General features: G+C 49.1%; 28 protein-coding genes. 21 read left to right on the plus strand and 7 right to left on the minus strand.

Features of this window, described 5'->3' with window-relative positions; genetic code table 11:
* The first annotated feature begins 36 nt into the window (after positions 1-36).
* Positions 37-600, plus strand: coding sequence for a SecY-interacting protein (syd, locus tag WG68_RS01590; protein ID WP_235357619.1), 564 nt, complete (start codon positions 37-39; stop codon positions 598-600).
* Here syd and WG68_RS01595 read toward each other — a convergent pair.
* Together WG68_RS01595 and WG68_RS01600 are read right to left on the minus strand one after the other, a co-directional pair.
* A complete protein-coding gene (locus WG68_RS01595) occupies positions 588-1,364 on the minus strand; it encodes a DUF2310 family Zn-ribbon-containing protein (RefSeq protein WP_046555881.1) in 777 nt (258 codons plus the stop codon). The two genes, syd and WG68_RS01595, sit on opposite strands and share 13 nt — an antisense overlap.
* Complete coding sequence (locus tag WG68_RS01600) at positions 1,351-1,662, minus strand: hypothetical protein (RefSeq protein ID WP_046555882.1); 312 nt, start codon at positions 1,660-1,662, stop codon at positions 1,351-1,353. The genes WG68_RS01595 and WG68_RS01600 overlap by 14 nt, the downstream gene beginning before the upstream one ends.
* Before the next feature lie 192 nt (positions 1,663-1,854).
* Between WG68_RS01600 and WG68_RS01605 the strand changes: the two genes are divergently transcribed.
* On the plus strand, positions 1,855-2,223 hold the full coding sequence (locus WG68_RS01605) for a DUF3192 domain-containing protein (protein ID WP_046555981.1): 369 nt from the start codon (positions 1,855-1,857) through the stop codon (positions 2,221-2,223).
* 43 nt (positions 2,224-2,266) lie between these two features.
* Here WG68_RS01605 and WG68_RS01610 read toward each other — a convergent pair whose 3' ends face one another.
* Positions 2,267-2,494, minus strand: coding sequence for a DUF2789 domain-containing protein (locus WG68_RS01610; protein WP_046555883.1), 228 nt, complete (start codon positions 2,492-2,494; stop codon positions 2,267-2,269).
* Between the two features lie 170 nt (positions 2,495-2,664).
* Here WG68_RS01610 and WG68_RS01615 point away from each other — a divergent pair, with 170 nt between their 5' ends.
* Together WG68_RS01615 and WG68_RS01620 are read left to right on the plus strand one after the other, a co-directional pair.
* Positions 2,665-3,327, plus strand: a complete 663-nt coding sequence (locus WG68_RS01615) for a GNAT family N-acetyltransferase (RefSeq protein ID WP_046555884.1) — start codon at positions 2,665-2,667, stop codon at positions 3,325-3,327.
* Between the two features lie 13 nt (positions 3,328-3,340).
* Positions 3,341-3,658, plus strand: coding sequence for a DUF962 domain-containing protein (locus tag WG68_RS01620; RefSeq protein ID WP_046555885.1), 318 nt, complete (start codon positions 3,341-3,343; stop codon positions 3,656-3,658).
* Here WG68_RS01620 and WG68_RS01625 read toward each other — a convergent pair.
* Complete coding sequence (locus WG68_RS01625) at positions 3,655-3,951, minus strand: DUF3301 domain-containing protein (RefSeq protein WP_046555886.1); 297 nt, start codon at positions 3,949-3,951, stop codon at positions 3,655-3,657. The two genes, WG68_RS01620 and WG68_RS01625, sit on opposite strands and share 4 nt — an antisense overlap.
* Before the next feature lie 109 nt (positions 3,952-4,060).
* Between WG68_RS01625 and WG68_RS01630 the strand changes: the two genes are divergently transcribed.
* The 4 genes from WG68_RS01630 (at position 4,061) to WG68_RS01645 (ending at position 5,895) form a co-directional block, all read left to right on the plus strand.
* Positions 4,061-4,381: a YqcC family protein gene (locus WG68_RS01630; RefSeq protein ID WP_046555982.1), complete on the plus strand. Its 321-nt coding sequence runs from the start codon at positions 4,061-4,063 to the stop codon at positions 4,379-4,381.
* Positions 4,378-5,190 (plus strand): tRNA pseudouridine(65) synthase TruC, encoded by an 813-nt coding sequence (gene truC / locus WG68_RS01635; RefSeq protein WP_046555887.1) that lies wholly within the window; start codon positions 4,378-4,380, stop codon positions 5,188-5,190. Before WG68_RS01630 ends, truC begins: the two co-directional genes overlap by 4 nt.
* Complete coding sequence (locus tag WG68_RS01640) at positions 5,172-5,612, plus strand: flavodoxin (protein ID WP_046555888.1); 441 nt, start codon at positions 5,172-5,174, stop codon at positions 5,610-5,612. The genes truC and WG68_RS01640 overlap by 19 nt, the downstream gene beginning before the upstream one ends.
* 82 nt (positions 5,613-5,694) lie before the next feature.
* Positions 5,695-5,895: a hypothetical protein gene (locus WG68_RS01645; RefSeq protein ID WP_046555889.1), complete on the plus strand. Its 201-nt coding sequence runs from the start codon at positions 5,695-5,697 to the stop codon at positions 5,893-5,895.
* 68 nt (positions 5,896-5,963) lie between these two features.
* Here the strand turns inward: WG68_RS01645 and dapD are convergent, their stop codons facing one another.
* The 3 genes from dapD to map are packed head-to-tail and all read right to left on the minus strand — an operon-like array spanning position 5,964 to position 10,241.
* On the minus strand, positions 5,964-6,788 hold the full coding sequence (gene dapD, locus WG68_RS01650) for a 2,3,4,5-tetrahydropyridine-2,6-dicarboxylate N-succinyltransferase (RefSeq protein ID WP_046555890.1): 825 nt from the start codon (positions 6,786-6,788) through the stop codon (positions 5,964-5,966).
* Between the two features lie 9 nt (positions 6,789-6,797).
* Positions 6,798-9,422, minus strand: coding sequence for a bifunctional uridylyltransferase/uridylyl-removing protein GlnD (glnD, locus tag WG68_RS01655; RefSeq protein WP_046555891.1), 2,625 nt, complete (start codon positions 9,420-9,422; stop codon positions 6,798-6,800).
* Between the two features lie 30 nt (positions 9,423-9,452).
* Positions 9,453-10,241, minus strand: a complete 789-nt coding sequence (gene map / locus WG68_RS01660; protein WP_046555983.1) for a type I methionyl aminopeptidase — start codon at positions 10,239-10,241, stop codon at positions 9,453-9,455.
* 323 nt (positions 10,242-10,564) lie between these two features.
* Between map and rpsB the strand changes: the two genes are divergently transcribed.
* From rpsB to lpxA, 13 genes are all read left to right on the plus strand, one after another.
* Complete coding sequence (gene rpsB, locus WG68_RS01665) at positions 10,565-11,293, plus strand: 30S ribosomal protein S2 (protein ID WP_019674885.1); 729 nt, start codon at positions 10,565-10,567, stop codon at positions 11,291-11,293.
* A gap of 103 nt (positions 11,294-11,396) precedes the next feature.
* The gene (gene tsf / locus WG68_RS01670; protein WP_046555892.1) at positions 11,397-12,269 is read left to right on the plus strand and encodes a translation elongation factor Ts; all 873 of its coding nucleotides are present in this window, start codon (positions 11,397-11,399) and stop codon (positions 12,267-12,269) included.
* A 104-nt stretch (positions 12,270-12,373) separates the two neighbouring features.
* Positions 12,374-13,114, plus strand: coding sequence for a UMP kinase (pyrH, locus tag WG68_RS01675; RefSeq protein WP_046555893.1), 741 nt, complete (start codon positions 12,374-12,376; stop codon positions 13,112-13,114).
* Between the two features lie 49 nt (positions 13,115-13,163).
* Entirely contained in the window at positions 13,164-13,721 is a 558-nt protein-coding gene (gene frr, locus WG68_RS01680; protein ID WP_046555894.1) for a ribosome recycling factor, read from the plus strand.
* A 127-nt stretch (positions 13,722-13,848) separates the two neighbouring features.
* Positions 13,849-14,610, plus strand: coding sequence for a polyprenyl diphosphate synthase (uppS, locus tag WG68_RS01685; protein ID WP_046555895.1), 762 nt, complete (start codon positions 13,849-13,851; stop codon positions 14,608-14,610).
* A gap of 5 nt (positions 14,611-14,615) precedes the next feature.
* Positions 14,616-15,473, plus strand: a complete 858-nt coding sequence (locus WG68_RS01690; RefSeq protein ID WP_046555896.1) for a phosphatidate cytidylyltransferase — start codon at positions 14,616-14,618, stop codon at positions 15,471-15,473.
* Positions 15,473-16,666, plus strand: a complete 1,194-nt coding sequence (gene ispC / locus WG68_RS01695; RefSeq protein WP_046555897.1) for a 1-deoxy-D-xylulose-5-phosphate reductoisomerase — start codon at positions 15,473-15,475, stop codon at positions 16,664-16,666. The genes WG68_RS01690 and ispC overlap by 1 nt, the downstream gene beginning before the upstream one ends.
* Complete coding sequence (gene rseP / locus WG68_RS01700) at positions 16,666-18,021, plus strand: sigma E protease regulator RseP (RefSeq protein ID WP_046555898.1); 1,356 nt, start codon at positions 16,666-16,668, stop codon at positions 18,019-18,021. The genes ispC and rseP overlap by 1 nt, the downstream gene beginning before the upstream one ends.
* 26 nt (positions 18,022-18,047) lie before the next feature.
* Positions 18,048-20,552 carry an outer membrane protein assembly factor BamA gene (gene bamA, locus WG68_RS01705; RefSeq protein WP_046555899.1) on the plus strand — a complete coding sequence of 835 codons (2,505 nt, stop codon included), beginning with the start codon at positions 18,048-18,050 and terminating at the stop codon, positions 20,550-20,552.
* Positions 20,553-20,568: 16 nt separating this feature from the next.
* Complete coding sequence (locus WG68_RS01710) at positions 20,569-21,090, plus strand: OmpH family outer membrane protein (protein ID WP_083981757.1); 522 nt, start codon at positions 20,569-20,571, stop codon at positions 21,088-21,090.
* A 4-nt stretch (positions 21,091-21,094) separates the two neighbouring features.
* Positions 21,095-22,150 carry a UDP-3-O-(3-hydroxymyristoyl)glucosamine N-acyltransferase gene (gene lpxD / locus WG68_RS01715; RefSeq protein ID WP_046555900.1) on the plus strand — a complete coding sequence of 352 codons (1,056 nt, stop codon included), beginning with the start codon at positions 21,095-21,097 and terminating at the stop codon, positions 22,148-22,150.
* A 2-nt stretch (positions 22,151-22,152) separates the two neighbouring features.
* A complete protein-coding gene (fabZ, locus tag WG68_RS01720) occupies positions 22,153-22,605 on the plus strand; it encodes a 3-hydroxyacyl-ACP dehydratase FabZ (protein ID WP_046555901.1) in 453 nt (150 codons plus the stop codon).
* A gap of 1 nt (position 22,606) precedes the next feature.
* Positions 22,607-23,377 carry an acyl-ACP--UDP-N-acetylglucosamine O-acyltransferase gene (gene lpxA, locus WG68_RS01725; RefSeq protein ID WP_046555985.1) on the plus strand — a complete coding sequence of 257 codons (771 nt, stop codon included), beginning with the start codon at positions 22,607-22,609 and terminating at the stop codon, positions 23,375-23,377.
* The last annotated feature ends 7 nt before the right edge of the window (positions 23,378-23,384 follow it).

Below are 23,384 nucleotides of genomic sequence, written 5' to 3' on the forward strand. Positions count from 1 at the left end.
CAGATCTTAGCATAACTTCATGTCAGAGTAGAGAGGATGTCTGTGTTGTCATTAGCTGAAAGTTATCAAAATTTTATTGAGCAAACCCTGAGCTGGCATCAGCAGCATAATCTGACCTTACAAGCCTGGTCGGCAGACCCTGCAACAGCGGCGCCTTGTCAGTTGGCGGTGTTAGATGAGCATCAGGTTAGCTGGCAGCCGGTAAAGCAGCAGCCACCAGCCGACTTTAGCAACGTAGAGCAAGCACTGGAGCTGGAACTGCACTCCGATATTAAGCAATTTTACAGCCTGTTCTACGGGGCCGGGCTCGGCGCCAGCCACTCCAGAGGCATGCTGCAATTACTGATGGTATGGGATCAGGCCGATTTGGCCAGATTACAGGAAAACCTGATTGGCCATATTTTAATGAAACGACGTTTAAAGCAGCCAGAAACGGTGTTTTTTGCCTTAACCGATGATGACAGCATTGTATTGTCGGTCTTAAATCACAGCGGCGAAGTGTATCTGGAGGCAGTAGGTAAAGATGTCAGTGAAAAACTGGCTGATTCGTTGGCTGCATTTTTTAGCCAGATCAGCCCGGCAGCTTATCAGGGGGTTTGACATTCCCAGGCAATATTACTAACCAGACAACAGCTGTCACATTTAAAGTCGAATAACGCCAGTAACGGTGTTGACAGCTGCCAGTCTGCACCACAGCCCGGGCAGCGTTTAGTGGCATCGGCATGGCAGTCGGTGCTGCTACCACTGTATAGCGCATAGTAAACAGGCAGCGTATTGCGCTGGCTGATTTTTGTGGCCAGTTGCCGGCCCTGGCGGTTTAGGACGCTATGGTACTGCTGCAAGCTGTTCTCAGCAGTTTTCTGCAGTACCCGCTGTTGTTGCTGCTGAATTTCATCCAGCGCCTGAAACTGAATTTGCCAGCGGATCAGGTTTTCGTGATCACCGCCGTCAGCCGGCTGCCATTGATACAACGGCAGCGGCGCCAAATCAGCCATATTGCGCAGAGGCGAGCAGTTATCACTGAAGGTGGTAAACAGTAGCAACGCCTCGACGGGCTGATTGCTGGTATGCTGCGACATTATATCCATGCCCAATACTTGTAGCTGCGGGTAAGCAAGCCCTGCCGCCATCAGCTGTTGTTCAGCCTGCAGTGCCCTCGAACTCAGGTTAGTGCGCTGCAGCGCATCGGTTGCGGGGATCACCAAGCGGCTGCTAAAGCGGTCCTGCTGCCAGGCAGTAGGCATCTCCCGCCCTAACATATTACCGTTGAAGATCAGCGCTTCGCTAAAGGCGCGAATAGCGGCCTCGGCGCGGCTGAAGTGCGTATTGGCTATGACTTTATAAGTGAGCTCAGCCAGATACATTTTGCTGTTCCAGTAACGCCAGGATCTTGTCCAGCTTTGCTTCAATCCGCTGCAGCTGGGTACTATCAATAGCTGCTGTTACGTTTAGCGCCGGGTTAGCCGCACTGGGCGGTGGCACACTGTCAGGCCCGGCGGCGAGGTTACCGGCGTGCTGGCGCCACTGCTGATAAGCTGCAAACAGTGCCGGAGCGGTTAACTGGCTACCTAAACGGGCTTTGAATAAGGCCAGACTGGGAGTTTTACCTTCTTGTCGTAGCCGGGTGGCTGTTTGCTGCAATAGTTCACTGGCAGAGTTCATGGTAGTTGCTTATATTTGACCACTATTTAGCGAAATTTAGCATCTGGCCGCTTAGATAGATAGAGCGAAAATCTTAAGTTCATGATTTATAAATTTAATAATTTTGGTATTGATTTTGCTTGGGTAGACAATATACCGCAAAGCGTAGCCGGTATAGAATCAACCGAAAATAATAAACAACGGAGTAACAATATGATAGTAAGAACCCTGGGTCTGTTGGCCATTACCGGCTTGTTAAGTGGTTGTGTGGTAGCAATTGGCGATAAAGATTATAGCAGCGCTAAAGATTCAGATAGCCAGTGGCGCAAAAAACAGCAGGAAAACCAGGCTCAGATAAACCAGTTCAAGCCAGGTATAGCGTTTAATGATGTTATCGCATTGATGGGCAATCCGGATTTTACCGAGTTCCTGGTCAAAGACGAGCAGCAAGTTCAGGTATTGTTTTACCGCACTCATCACAAGCGCAGTGATGGTAAAACCACCAAAGATGAATGCACCCCTTTAGTGTTTATTAATGGTCAGTTACATAGCTGGGGCGATAAAGCTTACCAGCAGTTGTAAAACGCTGTACTAAATAACGTCTACCCGGTTACGCTGGATATTATCAGCGCAACTGGGTGTTTAGCTCGTCAATGATTTCCGACCAATCGGCGTCTTGTTTTAAAGATTCCCGGATAAAACTGGCCTGCGCCTGGTTCCAGAACGGTGCATCTGCCAGTGCTATATGCCCGGCTAATTTATGCTTAGCCAAAAAATCTGCAATATCTTGCGGCTGATTTGCCAGCCCCAGTTGCAAAAATAAGGTTGCCATACTGTGGTTTGAGGTATCCATTGCTGACTCCTTTGCCGCGTTCTGACACCGGTTGCCAACGCCTTGTTCTAAGCATAGCCTGTTGCAGGCAATAACCCCAGTAACCTATGCAAACTAAGCGTAAAATGCCGCTTGGCAACAACAGTAGCGGCTGCTATTGTGGGCGAAAAAACAACAATAAGAGATACGCGATGACCGCAATACTGAGTACCTTTAATCCGGAACAATTAAAGGCAGCGTTACTAACCGGCGAGGAGCTGAAACTCGCTGCCTCATTACTTTATCAGTCTTACTATGATGACCCGCTGTTTTTAACCATTTTTCGAGGTGACGCCCCTGATTATGAGCAACGCCTGCGCTCAGCCATCCGGGAAGAACTCAATACATTTTGGCAGGCTGAGCAGCCGGTAGTCGGTTTGTTTCATGCTGAACAATTACTGGGCGTAGCCTGCGTGATTGGACCGGACTCCGGTATTGGCAGCAGCCGGCTGTGGCACTGGCGTTTAAAAATGCTGCTGACCGCCGGTTTTGTATCTACCCGGCAAATGCTGGAAAAAGAACAACGTATTCATGCCGCTATGCCCAACGAGCGTTATCATATGCTGGCGTTTATCGCGGTATCGCCTAAGTATCAGCACCTTGGGCTGGGTCATTATCTGATTCATGCAGTCGATAGCCTGGTAGACCAGGATACCAGCTCAAGCGGTATTGGTGTCTTTGTAACCCTGGCTAAATACCAGGCTTTCTTTGCCGGAGATCAGTATCAACACGTCACTGATTTAGCCTTTGGCACCGTCAGTGGCAGTCTGATGTTCCGGCCGCGGCAACAGCAAGGCGAGCCTGTATTAGCGTGAAGGAGCAAACATAATGGCACGCTTTCGCAGTTTTCAGGAGTTTTACCCTTATTACCTGAGTGAGCACCGACATCCGGTGTGCAGAGCCTTGCATTATATTGGCAGCAGCCTGGTTATCGCCTTGCTGCTGTTTGCGGTGCTGATGCAACAATGGCACTGGTTATGGCTGTTGCCGGTTATTGGTTATGGTTTTGCATGGTTAGGCCATTTGTTATTTGAACATAACAAACCGGCGACCTTTTCATACCCGCTGTACAGTCTGGCCGCGGATTGGGTGATGTTCAAAGATTTTCTGACCGGGCAGCTTAAACGAAAACTGCCAACGGCCTAAATACGATGGGCAGGTAAGTTAAATGCGGCCAGGCGCATACCGTTTAACAGCAGCTCGGCCTGATATCGACTCTCACCATCGGCACTAAAATCGACCTGATATAAGGTGATAAACCGTCTGCGATTGTTGATTTTGCGAAAGCTATGGCCATTGCGGCCGCAGTCCAGCATTTGCAGTTGCTGTTGTTGGCAAAGCTGCCGCGCCAACTGCAGTGCCCGCTCATCCTGTTTACGCTGTAGCCAGAACAGATAACAAATGGTGCTGATAAACAGCAGCAATAACACTGAACCCATATTTCACTCCCGATACTATTAGCTGATAATGCTGACTAAACTGCTTTTTTACAAGGGCTGGCTGAGGCTTTTGCTTGTGGTAAACTACCCAGCTTACTTTGAGGTTGCTATGTCTGATGTGCTAAAACGGTTACTGGTTGAACTTGAAGCTGAACTAAAACAACAGCAGCTGTGGAGCGGGAAGCCGCCGGAGCATGCGGCTATGGCCAGTACGCTGCCATTTTGCTGTGACACGATGAGGCTTGAGCAGTGGCTGCAGTTTATTTTTCTGCCGCGGCTGCAGGCGATGCTGAAATGCGGCCAGGCGTTGCCGACAAATATCAGTATCTTGCCGATGGCTGAAGAAGTGTTCAAACCCCATGGCCAGCGCCTGCAGCCGCTGTTACAAAAAATTCAGCTTATTGATCTGACAATGTCGGGGGGGGAATGAGTTCTGCCGATCCCTTTGTACTAACGGCGCCGCTTAAGGTGTTGTATCAGGATCAGTACATCGTAGCAGTTGATAAGCCCAGCGGTATGCTGGTGCATCGCTCGTTTTTAGATAAGCATGAAACGGTGTTCGTGATGCAAACCTTGCGCGATATGCTGGGCCAGCATGTGTTTCCAGTGCACCGGTTGGATCGGCCTACTTCTGGGGTGTTGCTGTTTGCGCTATCCAGTGAGGTGGCCAGATTACTGGGGCAGCAGCACGAGCAGCAATTATGGCGTAAGTTCTATCTTGCCGTGGTGCGCGGCTTTTTGCCTGCAGGTGGTCAGTTAGATTACCCGTTAAAAGAACAACTTGATAAAATTGCCGACAAATTCAGCAGTACCGACAAAGCGCCACAGCAGGCGGTAACCCGCTACCAGCCATTACAACAAATTGAGCTGGCAATACCGGTCAGTAAATACCCTGCCGCGCGTTATTCACTAGTGGCGCTGCAGCCTTTAACCGGCCGCAAGCATCAGCTGCGCCGGCATTTAGCACATTTGCGCTACCCGATAGTTGGTGATACCAGTCATGGTGATGGTAAGCACAATGCGTTGTTTAAACAACATTTTAATTGTCGCCGTTTATTGTTGGTGGCGAAGCAACTGCAATTGCCGCATCCGGTAACAGGCGAAACTTTAACGATCAGCGCCGGTCTGAACGAGCTTGAACCCTTGTTCAGCCAGTTTGGCTGGCCGCTGGCAGAACACTATTATCAGCAGCAATTTGCTGCGCACTTTCTGGAGGAAAAATGGCAAAAATCGCCCTGATTGTTGGTTCGGTGTACGGTGGCGCCCAATATGTGGCTGAGCAAGCCCAACCCCTGTTAGCCAGCTTTGGTCATCAGGTACAGTTGTTTGAAGAGGCAGGGCTGGATGAGGTGCTGGCATATGATGCGAAATGCTGGCTGGTGATCACCTCTACCACCGGCCAGGGCGACATTCCCGATAATCTGCTGCCATTTTATCTCGCGCTCAAAAACCGCTTTCCGCTGTTAACCGGCAAACAGTTTGCCGTTATTGCCCTGGGTGACAGTAGCTACGATACGTTTTGTGGCGCCGGTGAGCAGTTGCACGAGTTGCTGCTGGAGATCCAGGGTACTGAGCTGGCACCCATGTTACGGATTGATGCTGGTGAGACGCTTGAACCTGAAACTATAGCGTTACCCTGGTTAACACAGCAGTTTTCCTAGCCTCTGCGTTTATATGCTAGAATAGGCGCTGTTTTTTCCGCGCTGCGGTGTATCCGTTTTTACAATAAATTAAGGGTGAAATATGGCAATGTTTAGCTCGGCACTGGTATTCGGTATAACCACGTTGTGTTTACTGGCAGGGGTAACCTGTTTATTGTCGGCGTTATTGGTGCCAGCGGCCGTGGGGCCGGAAAAACGTTTTGAAAAGCGCTTGGAGTACAGCATGTTAGGTGTGGCTGGTCTGGTAGTTTTTATGGTGTTGTTTATGTTTGGCCAGGCTTAGTTTCGTGACACCTTATGAAGAATTAAAACGGCAGCATGGCTGCCGTTTTATGTAGTTAAGCTGGCGGTTTATTCCACGCTACGCAGCAGGGCGTTAATCCCCACTTTGGCACGGGTTTGCGCATCGACTTTCTTAACAATAATAGCGGCATACAGGTTGTGGCTGCCATCTTTCGACGGCAGCGTGCCTGGCACGACGACGGCACCCGCGGGTACCCGGCCATAGCTGATTTCGCCGGTTTCCCGGTCATAAATCCGGGTGCTCTGGCTGATGTAGACGCCCATCGATAACACGGCACCTTCTTCCACAATCACGCCTTCTACCACTTCAGAGCGGGCACCGATAAAGCAGTTGTCTTCTATAATAGTCGGGTTAGCTTGCAGTGGCTCCAGCACGCCACCAATGCCAACACCGCCGGATAAATGCACGTTTTTGCCAATCTGGGCGCAGCTACCAACGGTGGCCCAGGTATCAACCATAGTGCCGTCACCAACATAAGCGCCGATATTGACGTAGCTGGGCATCAGTACCACATTTTTACCGATATAACTGCCCTGACGCGCTGCCGCAGGTGGCACTACTCTTACGCCATCGGCGCGAAACTGTGCATCGGTGTAGTTGGCATACTTCATTGGCACTTTGTCAAAAAAGCGGTTTTCAGCGCCATCCATCACTACATTGTCGTTGATCCGGAACGACAACAGTACGGCTTTTTTCAGCCATTGGTGTACCACCCATTCGCCGGCTATTTTTTCAGCAACCCGCGCCTGGCCGCTGTCGAGCAGGGCAATAGCTTGCTGCACAGCCTGTTTAACCTCTGCCGTGACAGTGGAGGGGGTAATATCGGCACGCAGCTCGAACGCATTTTCAATAATGCTTTTTAAATCAGACATGGTGATTGTTTAGCCTTCTGTTTCCTGTGAAAGTTGTGAAATCAGTACCCGTTTAAGCTGGCTTTGTTCGTCGCTGCTTAACGCCTGGTCCTGGGCATTAGATAACATAAAAAAGTCTTCGGCACGCTCGCCGATAGTGGTAATTTTAGCGGCGTGAATATTCACCCCGCAGCGCTGAAATACTTCGCCGATATCAGCCAGTAGCCCCGGGGTATCCAGCGCGGCAATTTCCACCATGGTGCGTTGTTTGGTATTGCCAGGCAAAAACACCACCTTGGGAGGCACATTAAACTGGCGCATCTGGCGCGATAGCCTGGGCTTTTGCCGGGATAAGTCGGGTTTGCCGGCAATATACAACTCCAGCGCCCGTTTAATACTGGACAGGCGCGATGGTGAGCTGACGGCTTCGCCATTTTGTTCGAGAATAACAAAGGTATCCATCGCATAACCATCTTTATTGGTCATGATCTGGGCGTCGAAGATATTCACCTTTTTACTGTCCAGCGCGGCAACTAAACGGGCAAACAGACCGGCTTGGTCCGGGGTATAAATAAATACCTGAGTACCGCCGCGGATCGGCGTTTTGCTAATCAGCACCAAAGGCTCGTTATGGTCTTTATGGCGCAGAATATGTTCGCAGTGCCAGGCAATTTGTTTCGGGCTGTAGCGGGCAAAATAGTCAGCCTTGATCCGGCTCCATAAATGCAAAATTTCGCTGTCACTAAAGGTTTGCTTCAGCAGTAGCGGCATCGCTTCGCTTTGGTTCTCACGAATTAAATCGCGCAAATCCATCGGCTTTTCCAGACCGCGGCGAAAAGCTTTCTGGGTGGCCAGAAAGAGTTCGCGTAGTAACGAGCCTTTCCAGTCATTCCACAAATTGTCGTTGGTGGCCCGGATATCGGCCAGCGTTAAACAATACAGATAGTTAAGCCGGGTTTCATCACGCACTTTTTCAGCAAATTCAGCAACCACCGCCGGGTCGTGAATATCGCGGCGCTGCGCTGTTACTGACATCAGCAGATGGCTTTCCACTAACCAGGCCACCAGCTTACTGTCAAACTCGCTTAGCTTGTGTAATTTGGCAAATTCGCGCACGTCCATTGCACCAAGCTCGGAATGATCACCACCGCGCCCTTTGGCAATATCATGAAAAATACCGGCCAGATACAGCAGTTCGGGCTTTTCCATCCGTTTAACGATATCGCTACACAGCGGAAATTCGCTCTCATGTTCTGGCTGGGTGTATTTATACAGGTTCTTCAACAGCCTGTGGGTATGCTCGTCTACCGTGTAAGCATGAAATAAATCAAACTGCATCTGGCCGACGATATTGCGCCACTGCGGCAAATAGGCCGCTAAAACGCCGTAGCGATGCATCAGGGTAATGGCTTTGTCCATACCTCGGGGGTGGCGCAGCAGCGCCAGAAACAGCTGGCGGCAGGCTTCATAATCCTGCAGATCGCCCATTAAGCGCCGCCGTACCTGGCGCAGCAAGCGCAAGGTGCTGGAATGAATGCCGGTAATGTTGGAGTTATTGGCAATGTGCCAGAACAGCCTTAGCAGGTTGTCGCGCCGGGCAAAAATAGCGTTATCGCGCGCTTTAATTAAATGGCCGCTGAGTTCAAAGTAGTCGTCCAGTTGCTGAACTTTAACCTTATTGCCCTGGTTTAAGATACTGCCTTCAAAATGCTGCAACAGCATTTCGTTTAATTCGCTTACCCGTTGCACGGTACGGAAAAACCGCTTCATCATCCGCTCAACTGAGGCTTTGCCATCAGCGCCGAAGCCTAACCGCTGGGCAGCTGCAGGCTGGTAGTCAAACAGAATGCGATTTTCATTGCGCCCGGCTTCAATATGCAGTGCAAAGCGCATTTGCCACAGGTAAGCTTCGCACTCCATCAGCTCCTGATATTCATCTTCTGTCAGATACTGATAAGCCACCAACTCGCGCATGGTACGGGTATTAAAGTGTTTTTTGGCAACCCAGCCAATGGTTTGAATATCGCGTAATCCGCCCGGGTTGGCTTTCAGATTGGGTTCTAAATTATAGGCGGTACCGTGATACTGAGCGTGGCGTTGTTGTTGCTCGTGTCGCTTTGCCTGGAAAAAGGCCTGGCTGCTCCAGAAATTATCACCGCTAATGGCTTGCTGCAGTTGTTCAAACAAGGGCTTGTTGCCGGTCAGCAGGCGCATTTCCAGCAAGTTGGTGGCGATAGTAATGTCGTCTTTACCCAGCTTAATGGTGTCTTTTAAGGTGCGGACACTGTGGCCGACCTCCAGCCGCAAGTCCCACAAGCTGGTAATAAAGCTGGCAATGGCTTGTTGCTGCTCAGCTGTTAAGCGCCGATCAGATAAAATCAGTAAGTCGATATCGGAGTAGGGGTGTAATTCACCGCGGCCATAGCCGCCCACCGCAATTAAGCTGAGGTTATGCTCTTTGGCCAGATCAAAATGCTGCCACAGATGGCTGAGTATACTGTCAATAAAACGGGCGCGTGCCTTTACCAGGCCATTGATTGGCTGGTGCTCAAAGCTGCGTACCAGCCAGTCGTGAAATTCACTGAAATGCTTTTTATAATTTTCCAGCGAAAAACTGGCGGGCAGTGACCGGGTAAATTGCAATGTTTGGGTCATGCGGCTCCCTGCTGAGCGGTTAGTAAGCGGTTATTCTGCTACCAGGTGTCGTTCCAGTGTTTCATCACCGCGCAGTGTCAGTATTTCGCAACCGTCATCAGTTACCAGCAAGGTGTGCTCGAACTGGGCCGACAAACTGCGATCTTTGGTGACTACTGTCCAGCCATCTTTCAACATTTTACTGTGGCGGCCACCGGCGTTAATCATTGGCTCAATCGTTAAGCACATCCCCGTTTTCAGCACATCGCCGGTGCCGGGCTTGCCGTAATGCAGTACTTGTGGGTCTTCGTGGAACACCGCGCCAATACCATGACCACAATATTCGCGTACCACTGAGTAGCTGTGTTTTTCAGCATGCTGTTGAATCACATAGCCAATATCACCCAGCCGTACGCCATTTTTGACCCGTTTTAATGCCAGATATAAACACTCCTGGGTTATCCGGATTAAGCGTTCGGCCATAATGCTGGGTTTGCCCACTACAAACATCTTTGAGGTGTCGCCGTGGTAGCCATCTTTAATCACGGTAATATCGATATTGATAATATCGCCGTCTTTTAACGCTTTATCGTTTGGAATGCCGTGGCAGATCACCTGATTGACCGAGGTGCAAATAGACTTTGGAAAACCATGGTAATTCAGTGGCGCCGGAATAGCCTGTTGCTCGCTAACGATATAGTCGTGGCACAAGGTATTCAGCTCATCGGTGGTGACACCTGCTTTAACATAAGGCGCTATCATTTCCAGCACGTCAGCGGCCAGGCGGCCTGCCACCCGCATTTTTTCAATCTCGGCGGCGGTTTTAATAATTGCTGTCATCAACACTCTCTCGGTTACTGCAGTTACTGCTATGATCACTGCTGCAAAAATACACATTTCATTGTGTTCGGCAGCTTACTATGGTATAAAGCGCGCCGCAAATTAGCAAATTGCATTGTACTTTTCTTTTCCGGGCACCGAAGCTTATTTTTGATAACTTCTGGTTCTTAGTTATAAAAAGTTGCTGCAATGGTTTGCGAAAACCAAACTTAAATTTTTAAATAACACACATGCATCGACACATATACCGGGGTGCCCGCGCGAAAGCAACGGTCGGGATATGGGATGCATGGAGGCCTAACCCCTAAACAGGAAATATAATCATGGCAAAAGTTTCTATGCGCGACATGCTCCAGGCGGGCGTGCACTTCGGTCACCAAACCCGTTACTGGAACCCAAAAATGAAGCCGTTCATTTTTGGTGCCCGTAATAAAGTTCATATCATTAACCTTGAGCAAACCGTACCCATGATGAATGACGCATTAGCGTTTATTCAGCAGGTATCTGCCAAGAAAGGTAAAATTTTATTCGTTGGTACCAAGCGTGCCGCGTCTGAAGCCATCAAAGAAGCGGCAGCGAAAGTTGACCAATTCTATGTTAACCACCGCTGGTTAGGTGGCATGCTGACCAACTGGAAAACGGTTCGTCAGTCAATCAAACGTTTAAAAGACCTGGAATCGCAAAGCCAGGACGGTACTTTCGACAAGCTGACCAAAAAAGAAGCTTTAGACCGTACCCGTGAAATGGATAAGCTGGAAAAAAGCTTAGGCGGTATCAAGGACATGGGCGGCTTACCAGACGTACTGTTCGTGATCGACGCTGACCATGAGCACATCGCGATCAAAGAAGCCAACAATCTGGGTATCCCGGTAGTATCTGTAGTAGATACTAACTCTGATCCTAAAGGTGTTGACTACGTGATCCCAGGTAACGACGACGCTATCCGCGCCATCCAGTTATATCTGGCAGCGGTAGGTCAGGCTATCCAGGAAGGTCGTGACAAAAACATCGAAGTTCAGGCGGAAGCTGAAAGCTTCGTTGAAGCAGAATAATTTTTCTGTAATTAAGCCTGTCCGGCTTTAGACAGAAGACCTTTGCAACAGGGGCAACATTTGCCCCTGTTTGTCCAACCGGAATTAAGATGAGGAAGCTCCCATGGCTGTAACTGCGGCTTTAGTAAAAGAACTTCGCGAGCGCACTGGCGCTGGCATGATGGATTGTAAGAAAGCATTGGAAGAAACAGCCGGCGATATCGAAGCTGCGATTGATGCGATGCGTAAAAGTGGCTTAGCCAAAGCGGCCAAAAAAGCCGGTCGTATTGCTGCTGAAGGTGTTATTTTAACCCGCGTAGCGGATGGTTACGGTTTAGCAATTGAATTTAACTGTGAAACTGACTTCGTGGCCCGTGACACTAACTTCCTGGCATTTGCTAACAGCGTTGCTGATTTAGCCCATGCCAATAAGTTATTCACAGCTGAAGCGATTTTAGCCGCTGATTTAAACGGTACTTCAGTTGAAGATACCCGCGCTACGCTGGTGGCAAAAATTGGTGAAAACATCAATGTGCGTCGCGCTGCAGTGGTTGAAGGTGCAGTGATTGGCCAATACGTTCACTCTGGCCGTATCGGTGTGTTAGCGGTGCTGGAAGGCGGTAACGAAGATGTAGCAAAAGATGTGGCTATGCACGTTGCGGCAAACAACCCAAGCTATGTTAACCCGGAAGACGTATCTGCTGAAGTGGTTGAGCGTGAGCGCCAAATCCAGATCGACATCGCCATTAACAGCGGCAAGCCAAAAGAAATCGCTGAGAAAATGGTTGCCGGTCGCATGAGCAAATTCACTGGCGAAGTGAGCTTAACTGGCCAGCCTTTTGTAAAAGACCCGTCAATCAGTACTGGCGAATTCTTAAAGCAAAACAGTGCTAAAGCAATCTCTTTTATCCGCTTAGAAGTGGGTGAAGGCATTGAAAAGAAAGAAGAAGATTTTGCAGCTGAAGTAGCCGCACAGATCGCCGCGGCGAAAAAGTAATTTGCGCTTTAGCAAATTGCCAAAACCCGCTAGAATAACCGCGACCTGAGGTCGCGGTTTTTTTATGTCGTTTATTCAGCACGTTTTCAGCACTAGGGGCACCCATGAGTATCAATCCAAAACCAACCTACCGACGCATCCTGTTAAAATTAAGCGGTGAAGCCCTGATGGGTGATGAGGGCTTTGGCATCGACCCGAAAGTACTGGATCGGATGGCGCAGGAAATTAAAGAACTGGTTGAATTAGGGGTGCAGGTTGGCATTGTCATCGGCGGTGGTAATATTTTCCGCGGTGAGGGGCTGGCAAAAGCGGGTATGAACCGGGTGGTTGGTGACCATATGGGCATGCTGGCTACGGTGATGAATGGTCTGGCAATGCGCGATGCGCTGCACAGGGCTTATGTTAACGCCAGAATGATGAGTGCTATTCCACTGAACGGTGTTTGTGATAACTACAGCTGGGCTGAGGCGATCAGTTACCTGAAATCAGGCCGGGTCGTTATTTTCTCAGCCGGTACCGGCAACCCGTTTTTTACCACTGACTCAGCTGCTTGTTTGCGCGGTATTGAAATTGAAGCCGATGCGGTGTTGAAAGCAACTAAAGTGGAAGGTGTATATTCGGCTGATCCGGTAAAGGACCCGGCCGCTACACTGTATGCCCAGTTAACCTATAACGAAGTGCTGGATAAAGAACTAAAAGTGATGGACTTAGCGGCCTTTACCCTGGCGCGGGATCACAATCTGCAAATCCGGGTATTTAATATGAATAAGCCGGGCGCATTAAAGCGGGTGATTATGGGCGAGCAGGAAGGTACCATTATCGACCACGCAGAGAATTTACAGTAAACTAGTGGCCATTCGGGCTGCGGCTACATGAAATATAAGGATAACGATCGTGATAAACGACATTATTAAAGACAGTAAAGTAAGAATGGAAAAAAGCGTAGATGCGCTGAAATCGCAACTGAATAAAGTGCGCACCGGTCGTGCTCACCCAAGCTTACTGGATGGCATTCAGGTTTCTTATTACGGCGCCGATACGCCGCTGCGTCAGGTTGCCAACGTGTCCATTGAAGATTCCCGCACTTTGAGTATCAGCGTGTTTGACAAAAGCCTGGTACAAGCGGTAGAAAAAGCCATAATGGCGTCAGACTTAGGCTTAAACCCTATGTCTGCCGGAACCAGCATTCGGGTGCCATTACCGTCATTAACGGAAGAGCGTCGTCGCGATTTAGTTAAAGTGGTCCGGGCTGAAGCTGAAGGTGGCCGCGTTGCCGTGCGTAATATTCGCCGTGATGCCAACGCAGAACTTAAAGCCTTGTTAAAAGATAAAAGTATCAGTGAAGATGACGAACGTCGGGCGGCAGATGAAGTGCAAAAAGTCACCGATATTTATGTGAAAAAAATTGATGAAGTGCTGGCCGATAAAGAAAAGGAACTGATGGAGGTATAAGTTAGTCTACCTCTATCAGAAAATAGCGCCGTATCGGCTAAGCTGTGCGGCGCTTTTTATTATGATGCCAGGGCAAAAGCCCCCAATCATAACGTGTTACAGTAATACAAAGGACAGGTCTTTTTCTATGACTGCAGAGTCGCAGATCGGGCAGCAGACGTTACCGCGCCATGTCGCCATTATTATGGATGGCAATGGGCGCTGGGCACAACGTCAAGGGAAGCCAAGAGTATGGGGACATAAAAAGGGCGCGGAAGCGGTACGCCGGGCTGTCAGCTTTTGCCGGCAACTGGGTATTCCGTCGTTAACCTTGTTTGCGTTTAGCAGCGAGAACTGGCGGCGACCGCAAACTGAAGTAGATACCCTGATGCAGCTGTTTATGCTGGTGCTAAAAAAAGAAGTTAAAAGCTTGCACAAGCATAACGTTAAGTTGCAAATAGTTGGCGATTTGTCAGCTTTCGATCAAAAGCTCAGGGCCAGTATTACGGCGGCTGAAACCTTGACAGCTGACAACACCGCTATGACATTAAATATTGCAGCAAATTACGGTGGCCGTTGGGATATGCTAAATGCAGCACGGCAGTTGGCGGTTAAAGTGCAAGCCAATGAGCTGACGCCTGAGGCTATCACCGAGCAGCTACTGGCAGAGCATATGCAATTGCACGACCAGCCGGAACTGGACTTACTTATTCGTACCGGTGGCGATTTGCGGATCAGTAATTTTTTATTATGGCAGGCTGCTTATGCAGAACTGTGGTTCACTGAAACCCTGTGGCCTGACTTTGATAAAAGTGTGTTTGCTGACGCCATAGCCGCTTTTGTGAACCGGGAACGACGTTTTGGTTGTACCGGCGAGCAAATTCAGGCGCTGTTGCACAATAAAGGATAACACTATTGTTTAAACAACGAGTACTAACAGCTTTAGTGCTGGCTCCACTGGCTTTGCTGGCGGTGTTTTATTTACCGCTTGCTGGCTTTGCGTTGTTTGTGTCACTGGCCTTTTTACTGGGCGCCTGGGAATGGAGCGGCTTTTGCGGCCTGAACCGCAGTGCCCGTGTAGCTTATACCGCGTTAACTGCAGTGCTGCTGGCCGCACTGTATGTGCTACAACCCATAGCTTTGCAAACGCTTTTTGCTGACACCTTGACCTTTACCATGGTGCTGACCGGGGTGATATGGTGGTTACTGGCTGTGGTGCTGGTGTTAACTTATCCAAGGAGTCAGGCCTGTTGGGCTGGTCGTGACTGGCTAAAGGCGTTAATGGGCTGGTTAACCCTGGTCCCGGCCTGGAGCGCTATTGTCTATGTAAGGGGGCTGGATTATCCAGTGGCTGAATTTACCGGTGCCTGGTTAATATTTGGTTTGCTTGGCCTGGTATGGGCGGCCGATATTGGTGGTTATATTGTGGGTAAACCTTTTGGTAAACACAAATTGTTACCGAAAGTCAGCCCGGGTAAAACGCTGGAAGGGATGCTTGGTGGTATGGCATTAGTCTTACTTTTGGTAAGTGCGGTTGGTTTCTGGAAAGATTGGCCAGCACAAATCGCCTATTGGTATCTGGCCGCTGTAATATTAACCGCGTTATCGGTGTTTGGTGATTTAACCGAGAGTATGTTTAAGCGTGCCGCGGGTAAGAAAGATAGCGGTGCTTTTTTACCTGGTCACGGTGGTATTCTGGATCGGATAGACAGTCTGACGGCGACGGCGCCGCTGTATGCCTTATTGCTGGCATTGTTTGGTGGTTTTAGTTGATGCGACAAGTGGTCATTCTGGGCGCAACGGGCTCTATCGGTTGCAGCACCTTGTCGGTGCTGGCGATGCATCCGGAAAAGTTTAAAGTACTGGCGTTAACGGCGGCAACGCAGACCTGCAAATTGCTGGCGCAATGTCTTGAGTTTCAACCGCGCTATGCTGCGATGTTGTGTCCCAGGGCAGCTGCCGAGTTAAAGACGGCGTTGCAAAGCCAGGGCAGTGCAACGCAAGTGCTGGCAGGGCCTGTTGCATTAAGTGAGTTAGCCTCCCATCCTGATGCGGACATTGTGATGGCAGCCATTGTTGGTGCCGCTGGCTTATTACCGACTCTGGCTGCGGTGGAGCAGGGTAAAACGGTACTGCTGGCCAATAAAGAAGCCTTGGTGATGTCGGGCGAGCTGTTTATGAATAAGGTGCAGCGCCATGGCGCCACCTTATTGCCGATAGACAGCGAACACAACGCTATTTTTCAATGTTTACCCGTGGCATTTCAACAGGCAAAACAGCGCCCGGCACTGGCCGAAATGGGTATTGCGAAGCTGTTGTTAACCGGTAGTGGCGGGCCCTTTTTAACGCGCGATATTAGCAGTCTGCATGCGGTCACTGTAGCGGAAGCCGTCGCCCATCCAAACTGGAGCATGGGGCAGAAAATTTCGGTAGACAGCGCTACCATGATGAATAAAGGCCTGGAGTTTATTGAAGCGCGCTGGTTATTTAATTGTGCTCCGGCTGACATTGAAGTGCTGATTCATCCGCAAAGTATTATTCACTCTATGGTGCAATATACTGATGGTTCGGTGCTGGCTCAGTTAGGGCAACCCGATATGCGCACACCCATTGCCCATGCATTGGCTTTTCCGCAGCGGATTGCCAGCCCGGTACCACCGCTTAATTTCAGCCAGTTAGCCGATTTTAGTTTTAGCCAGCCCGAGCCAGCACGCTATCCAAACCTGTATCTGGCGATTGCCGCCTGTGCGGCGGGACAAGGCGCGACCACAGCGTTAAATGCCGCCAATGAAGTCGCGGTAGCGGCATTTATCAGTAAGCAAATCCGCTTTACTGATATCGCCCGCTTAAATGAAAAATGTCTGGAACATTTCGTTAACTATGCTGCCTGCTCGCTGGATGATATAGTAGCGCTCGATTTGGAAGCCCGCGCCTTCGCGCAGCAGCTGGTAAGGACCTTAAATTGATGTCGGTTTTTCTGTGGAATGCCTTTACCTTTGTGATTGCCCTGGGGTTATTGGTTACCGTGCATGAGTTTGGTCATTTCTGGGTTGCCCGCAAAAACGGTGTGCTGGTAAAGCGGTTTTCCATCGGCTTTGGCAAGGCACTGTTTAGCTGGCGAGATCGCCAGGGTACTGAATTTGTTATCGCTGCTATTCCACTGGGTGGCTATGTACGGATGCTGGATGAGCGCATCGATCCGGTGCTGCCGCAGTTTGCTGATCTGGCGTTTAACCATAAAACCGTCTGGCAGCGCATGGCGATTATTGCAGCGGGTCCTGCTGCCAATTTTATCTTCGCTATTTTTATTCTATGGCTGATGTATTTAATTGGGGTGCCGGAAGCCAAACCGGTGATTGCGTCAGTACAGCCGCAATCAATAGTGGCAGACGCCGGCGTGCGTGCCAATGAGCAAATTGTTACGGTGAATGGTCGTACCGCCAGAGACCTGCGCAGTACCAATTTACTGCTGGTTGAACAACTTGGCCGTTCACAGCTGACACTGGGCTTGCTGGCGACAGATTCAGGCCAGCAACGCGAAGTGCAACTGAATGTGGCAGACTGGCAATTTGACCCTGAGCGGCAAACGGTATTTGCCAGTTTAGGCATTGAGCTACAACAACCCAGAGCAACCACTGAGTTGGCTCTGGTGGTGCCAGAGTCGGCAGCGGCCAGAGCCGGCTTGCAGGTTGGCGATGTAATCAGGCAGATTGATGGTGAGCCAGTTAACGACTGGCCAACCCTGGAGCGGTTAATCCAGCAAAATGCGGAGCAAAACCTGCAACTGGAAATCAGCCGGGCAGGCCAGAGCATGCGCCTGGTTGCAAGGCCTGAGTTAGTTACCAGAGACGATGGCTTTAGCCAGGGCATGCTCGGCATTCACCCCGTGGTGACACCGTGGCCAGAGGGGATTCTGTATACCCAGCGCTATGGCGTCATTGGCGCGATAGGAGAAGGGGTAAGCCAAACCTGGCAGCTCACCCGTTTAAGTTTTGCCATGGTTGCAAAACTGCTTACGGGTGATGTGTCGGTGAAGCATTTAAGTGGGCCCATATCGATTGCCCAGGGCGCGGGTGATACCGCCAGTATGGGATTGATTGCCTTTTTGGCGTTTCTGGCGCTGATTAGCGTCAATCTTGCGGTAATTAATTTATTGCCACTGCCTATTCTGGATGGTGGGCATTTAATGTATCTTGTGGTGGAACTAATACGCGGTAAACCTGTCTCTGAAAAGGCGCAGGAAATAGGTTTTCGCTTTGGAGCTTTAGTCCTGCTGATGTTAATGGGAATTGCGCTGCTCAACGATATTTCTCGTTTGTAATAAACTAATCATAAGTAGTTCAAATAATGACAATTAAACGATTAGTAGCTGCGATGTTACTTGCCACTGGTAGTAACTCGGTGCTCGCTGAAGAATCATTTACCGTTCAGGACATTCAGGTTGAAGGCTTGCAGCGCGTTGCGCTCGGTGCCGCCCTGAATAACCTGCCGTTCACTATTGGTGACACTGTTACTGAATACAGCTTGTCTCGTAGTATCAAAACTTTATATGGTGCTGGCCATTTTGACGATATCAGAGTGTTTCGTGACGGTAATACCGTTATTTATCGTTTAAAAGAACGGCCAACCATTAGCAAAATTGAATTTGATGGTAACAAAGACATTAAAGAAGAGCAGCTGAACGAGAGCCTGGCAGGCAATCGGGTGCAGGTGGGTGAACCTTTAGATAAAACCATTCTGAAAAGCATCGAAAATGGCTTAACCGAGTTTTATCATGGTGTCGGTAAGTACCAGGCTAAAGTTGAGGCCAAGGTTACCTATTTACCGCGTAACCGGGTTAATTTAAAGCTGGAGTTTGATGAAGGCGATGCGGCATCGGTTCGGCAGATTAATATTGTTGGCAATAGCATATTTTCTAATGATGAGCTGCTAAACCAGATTGAATCGAAACAGGATTTACCCTGGTGGCGTTTTTTATCGTCAGATCGCTATCAGAAACAAACATTGCAGGGCGATTTCGAAACCATCAACAGCTATTACCTTGACCGTGGTTACCTGCGTTTTAATATCGACTCATCGCAAGTATCCGTGAGCCCGGATAAAACGGCGGTTTATGTTACGCTTAATGTGACGGAAGGCGAGCAATACAATATTCGTGACGTCAGTTTTGTTGGCGATTTAGTTGGCCAGGATGCGATTATTCAGGCGATTTTACCGCTGCAACAAGGGCAGTTGTATAACGGCGCTTTGGTCACTTATACCGAAGAGAGCATTGCCCGCTTGTTAGCCCGTTTTGGCTATGCGAACTCCAAGATCCGGACTATTCCGAAAATTGATGAAGAGACGAAAGAAGTCGATTTAACCATCAGCGTTGATCCGGGCAAACGGGTTTATGTGCGGCGGATTGATGTCAAAGGTAACAGCAATACCAAGGATGAGGTAATCCGCCGTGAGCTGCGGCAAATGGAGGGGGCCTGGTTATCCAATGATTATCTGGAACTATCGAAAAATCGGGTGCAACGCTTACCTTATATTGAAAGTATTAAATACGAAACCATTCCGGTAACGGGCAGTGATGATCAGGTGGATGTGCTGTTCAGTATGAAAGAGCAACCATCAGGTAGTTTTAATGCCGGCATTTCTTATGGTAGCTATCAGGGGTTGTCGTTCGAAGTGGGCGTGCAGCAAGCTAATTTCTTTGGAACGGGCAACAGCGCTGGTATCAGTTTGAGTACTAACCAGTTCCAGAAAAGTATTAATCTGAGCTACACCGACCCGTATTTTACGCTGGATGGTGTGAGTTTAGGCGGCCAGCTGTTCTACTCTGATATCGATTACAGCCGTGCCTCGTCTAACCTGGAAGCTTACAATCAGCGGCGGTATGGTTTTGGTGCCAATGTCGGTTATCCGATAAATGAATTTAACCGCTTAAATTTTGGTGCTAATTACGTTGTTAATAAAATCAACTCTATTCAGGAATATGATCAGCTGCGCCATTTCAGAGCGGTATTACTGGATGCACAGAACCCTGATGGTGGTTATAATTTTACCAACTATGAACTGAGTACCGGCTGGACGCACAGCACCTTAAACCGTGGTTTATTCCCCACGGCAGGCCGCATGGTTAATCTGGTGCTAAGAGCCACTACACCTAATTCTGACTTACAGTATTATAAAGTGCAGTTTGAAGCGCAGAATTATATCCCGCTGAGCAATGACCATCAGTGGTCGTTCCGCAGTAAGCTGGAGCTGGGGTATGGTAATGGTTATGGTAATAAAAATGGCTACGATTATACCTTACCCTTTACTGAGAACTTCTACGCCGGGGGCGCTAATTTACGCGGTTTTGAAAATCGGATCGTTGGTCCGCATGCTATCTTCCGTTACGCAGATGTGGTGCCGGGCATTCCAGATCCGATAACCGGTGGCATTAGTTTCCCGCAAGACCCAAGCGGTGACAGTTATCAGGTATCGGCGCGTTCAATCGGTGGTAATGCCTTGGCTATCATGACATTAGAGCTGATTACCCCGACACCGTTTATTAGTGACGAAAATCGCAATTCAGTGCGCACCAGTTTGTTTATTGACGCGGGTAACGTTTGGGATACTGAGTTTGATATTAATCGCTACGCTAACCTGGTCCAGGATCGGTCAAATAGTGGTGGCCAAAGGCAGCGTCAGCCATTTTTGATTGATTATGCCGACCCTGGTTTGATTCGGGCATCAGCTGGTGTATCTTTACAGTGGATTTCACCAATGGGCCCGTTGACATTCAGTCTTGCTAAGATTATTAAAAAGCAGGAAGGTGATTTGCAGGAAAACTTCAGTTTTAATATTGGTACAACATTTTAATAAAGGTATAGGGAAAATGATGTTTAAAAATTCAATGGGTAAGACCGTATTAGTTTTAGTTGCAGCCTTCGTTATGGCAGGCACAGCAGTGGCAAAAGAAATGAAAATTGCTTTTGTGGATGTGCAGGCTGTTGCAGCACAAATTCCCCAGTCGGCTACCATTCAGGAGAATATCCGTACTGAATTCGCGGCTAAAATCGATGCTGTGACTAAGTTAGAGCAAGATATTAATTTTAATATCGAAAAATTACGTCGCGATGGCCCGACCATGAGCGAGAAGCAACAACAAGAGCTTGCTGAAAAAGTCCAGCAACAACGTCAGCAATACGACGCTACCGCCCGGCCATTGGATGAGCAAATCCGTGCCCGTCAGAATGAAGAGCGTAATAAAATTTTAGCAATGATCAAAACTGCAATTGATGTTGTTGCTGAACGCGAAAAATTTGATGTCGTGCTTAATGCCGGTGCGGCAGTATATGCTAAGCCGGAATACGATATTTCAGATAAAGTAGCGGCACAGGTTAGTAAAGCGAAGTAAACGAGTGACTTTACTCTCTGAACTTGCTGCGTTAGTAAACGCAACGCTGATAGGAGACGCCGCTTGCGGCGTTTCTGTCGTTGCAACGCTGGAGCATGCTACTCCGGGGGCGATCAGCTTTCTGGCTAATAGTAAATACCGTAAGTTTCTCAGCCAAACTCAGGCCAGTGCGGTGTTAGTTAAGGCTGATGATGTACCCTTTGTTGCGCCAGGTGTGACATCGCTGGTAGTCGCTGATCCTTATGTAGCTTTTGCATTAGTTGCCCAGTTTCTCGACAGCACGCCCGCTGTCGCCACGGCTATTGCGCCCTCTGCTATAATTGACCCGAGTGCAGTGCTGGGTAAAGGCTGTGCTGTAGGTCCAAATGTGGTGATCGCTGCCAACGCAGTGCTGGGTGATAATGTTCAGCTTGGCGCAGGCACAGTGGTTGGGCAGGGTGCGAGAATTGGCGACGGTAGCCGGCTTTGGGCAAACGTCACCTTGTACCACAAGGTGGTCATAGGCAAAGATTGTTTGATTCACAGCGGTGCAGTTATTGGTTCAGACGGGTTTGGCTTTGCAAATAAAGCTGGAACCTGGCTGAAAATACCACAAACCGGTACTGTGTTAATTGGTGATAATTGTGAAATTGGTGCCAATACCACCATAGATCGCGGCGCCATTGACGATACGGTGATTGGTAACAACGTTATTATCGATAATTTGTGTCAGATTGCCCACAATGTGCAAATTGGCGACCATACAGCGATGGCGGGCTCGGCCAGCGTAGCCGGAAGCACCCGGGTTGGGCGCTACTGTGTTATTGGTGGTGGTGTGGGTGTCAATGGCCATATTGAAATAGCCGACGGCGTACAAATTACCGGCATGTCGATGGTAACCCGCTCGCTAACCGAAAAAGGCGTATACTCGTCAGGTATTCCTGCTGCAACCAACGCTGAGTGGCGACGCAACACTGCCCGCTTGCGGCAAGTAGAGCAGCTTTTTGCGCGGGTTAAGCAGCTGGAGCAACAATTACTGCAGTTAAGCAATGATGGACAAGCGCCGTCTACAGAGGATTAATTTTGACTAATCAACTTAATAGCCTGCAAGTGCAGGAAATTATGGCGTTATTACCGCATCGCTATCCATTTTTGTTAATAGATAAAGTGCTGGATTACACCCCCGGGGTGTCGTTAACGGCGTTAAAGAACGTTACCATAAACGAGCCTATTTTTACCGGCCATTTTCCAGGTATGCCAATTTTCCCCGGCGTGCTTATTCTGGAAGCATTGGCTCAGGCGACCGGTATTCTGGGGTTTAAAACGGTAACAGAACGCTCTGAAAATGAGCTGTACTTATTCGCTGCCATTGATGATGCCCGCTTTAAAAAGCCGGTAGTACCAGGTGATACCATGATCCTGGAAGTAAAGTTTTTAAAAGAGCGCCGTAATATGTGGAAATTTTACGGTGAGGCCAAAGTGGATGGCATTATTGTGTGCTCGGCTGAATTAATGTGTGCCAGAAGAGAGTTATAACGTGATCCATCCATCTGCAGTAATAGAGAGCAGCGCTCAGCTTGGCCAGAATGTCAGCATTGGCCCTTTTAGTTATATTGGCCATAATGTCGTACTTGGCGATGACTGTGTGGTTGAGCCTAATGTCGTGATTAAAGGTCCGGCGACGATAGGTAAAGGTAACCATTTCTTTCAGTTCTGCAGTATCGGCGAAGCCTGTCAGGACAAAAAGTATCAGGGCGAAGCAACACAACTGATTATTGGTGACAACAACGTGTTCCGGGAAGGGTGTTCGGTGCATCGCGGCACCATCCAGGATCAGGGGAAAACCATTATTGGTAGCCATAACCTGTTTATGAATACCACCCATATTGCGCACGATTGTGTGATTGGCAGTCATACCATTTTTGCCAGCGGTGCCCAGGCAGCAGGCCATGTTCATGTTGGTGACTGGGCTATTCTGGGGGGCATGACCGGCGTACACCAATTTGTGCATATTGGGGCACACAGCTTTTGTGGTGGTGGTTCTATTGTGCTTAAAGATGTGCCACCTTACGTGATGGTGCATGGTGCGCCTTGTGTGCCTGCTGGTATTAATGTTGAAGGCTTAAAACGTCGCGGTTTTAGCAGTGACGCACTGCTGGAAATTCGCCGCGCTTATAAAGAGGTATACCGTAAAGGCCATACTGTGGCTGAGGCGTTAGCTGCGCTTGAACAAAAAGCAGCACAATACCCGGAGTTAAAAGCTTTTACCGATTTTATTGCCGGCGCCAGCCGGGGTATTGTCCGGTAATAGTGAT

Source organism: Arsukibacterium ikkense, from assembly GCF_000987775.1.
Lineage (GTDB): Bacteria > Pseudomonadota > Gammaproteobacteria > Enterobacterales > Alteromonadaceae > Alishewanella > Alishewanella ikkense.

Excerpts from the sequence above, each read along its gene's own strand:
- WG68_RS01645 (WP_046555889.1), top strand. The coding sequence starts at position 5,695 with ATGGCAATGTTTAGCTCGGCACTGGTATTCGGTATAACCACGTTGTGT.
- WG68_RS01630 (WP_046555982.1), top strand. The coding sequence starts at position 4,061 with ATGTCTGATGTGCTAAAACGGTTACTGGTTGAACTTGAAGCTGAACTA.
- glnD (WP_046555891.1), bottom strand. The coding sequence starts at position 9,422 with ATGACCCAAACATTGCAATTTACCCGGTCACTGCCCGCCAGTTTTTCG.
- WG68_RS01615 (WP_046555884.1), top strand. The coding sequence starts at position 2,665 with ATGACCGCAATACTGAGTACCTTTAATCCGGAACAATTAAAGGCAGCG.
- WG68_RS01625 (WP_046555886.1), bottom strand. The coding sequence starts at position 3,951 with ATGGGTTCAGTGTTATTGCTGCTGTTTATCAGCACCATTTGTTATCTG.
- rpsB (WP_019674885.1), top strand. The coding sequence starts at position 10,565 with ATGGCAAAAGTTTCTATGCGCGACATGCTCCAGGCGGGCGTGCACTTC.
- map (WP_046555983.1), bottom strand. The coding sequence starts at position 10,241 with ATGACAGCAATTATTAAAACCGCCGCCGAGATTGAAAAAATGCGGGTG.
- ispC (WP_046555897.1), top strand. The coding sequence starts at position 15,473 with ATGCGACAAGTGGTCATTCTGGGCGCAACGGGCTCTATCGGTTGCAGC.
- tsf (WP_046555892.1), top strand. The coding sequence starts at position 11,397 with ATGGCTGTAACTGCGGCTTTAGTAAAAGAACTTCGCGAGCGCACTGGC.
- bamA (WP_046555899.1), top strand. The coding sequence starts at position 18,048 with ATGACAATTAAACGATTAGTAGCTGCGATGTTACTTGCCACTGGTAGT.
- dapD (WP_046555890.1), bottom strand. The coding sequence starts at position 6,788 with ATGTCTGATTTAAAAAGCATTATTGAAAATGCGTTCGAGCTGCGTGCC.
- truC (WP_046555887.1), top strand. The coding sequence starts at position 4,378 with ATGAGTTCTGCCGATCCCTTTGTACTAACGGCGCCGCTTAAGGTGTTG.
- syd (WP_235357619.1), top strand. The coding sequence starts at position 37 with ATGTCTGTGTTGTCATTAGCTGAAAGTTATCAAAATTTTATTGAGCAA.
- uppS (WP_046555895.1), top strand. The coding sequence starts at position 13,849 with ATGACTGCAGAGTCGCAGATCGGGCAGCAGACGTTACCGCGCCATGTC.
- WG68_RS01620 (WP_046555885.1), top strand. The coding sequence starts at position 3,341 with ATGGCACGCTTTCGCAGTTTTCAGGAGTTTTACCCTTATTACCTGAGT.
- pyrH (WP_046555893.1), top strand. The coding sequence starts at position 12,374 with ATGAGTATCAATCCAAAACCAACCTACCGACGCATCCTGTTAAAATTA.
- WG68_RS01640 (WP_046555888.1), top strand. The coding sequence starts at position 5,172 with ATGGCAAAAATCGCCCTGATTGTTGGTTCGGTGTACGGTGGCGCCCAA.
- rseP (WP_046555898.1), top strand. The coding sequence starts at position 16,666 with ATGTCGGTTTTTCTGTGGAATGCCTTTACCTTTGTGATTGCCCTGGGG.
- WG68_RS01595 (WP_046555881.1), bottom strand. The coding sequence starts at position 1,364 with ATGTATCTGGCTGAGCTCACTTATAAAGTCATAGCCAATACGCACTTC.
- WG68_RS01600 (WP_046555882.1), bottom strand. The coding sequence starts at position 1,662 with ATGAACTCTGCCAGTGAACTATTGCAGCAAACAGCCACCCGGCTACGA.
- WG68_RS01710 (WP_083981757.1), top strand. The coding sequence starts at position 20,569 with ATGATGTTTAAAAATTCAATGGGTAAGACCGTATTAGTTTTAGTTGCA.
- WG68_RS01610 (WP_046555883.1), bottom strand. The coding sequence starts at position 2,494 with ATGGATACCTCAAACCACAGTATGGCAACCTTATTTTTGCAACTGGGG.
- WG68_RS01605 (WP_046555981.1), top strand. The coding sequence starts at position 1,855 with ATGATAGTAAGAACCCTGGGTCTGTTGGCCATTACCGGCTTGTTAAGT.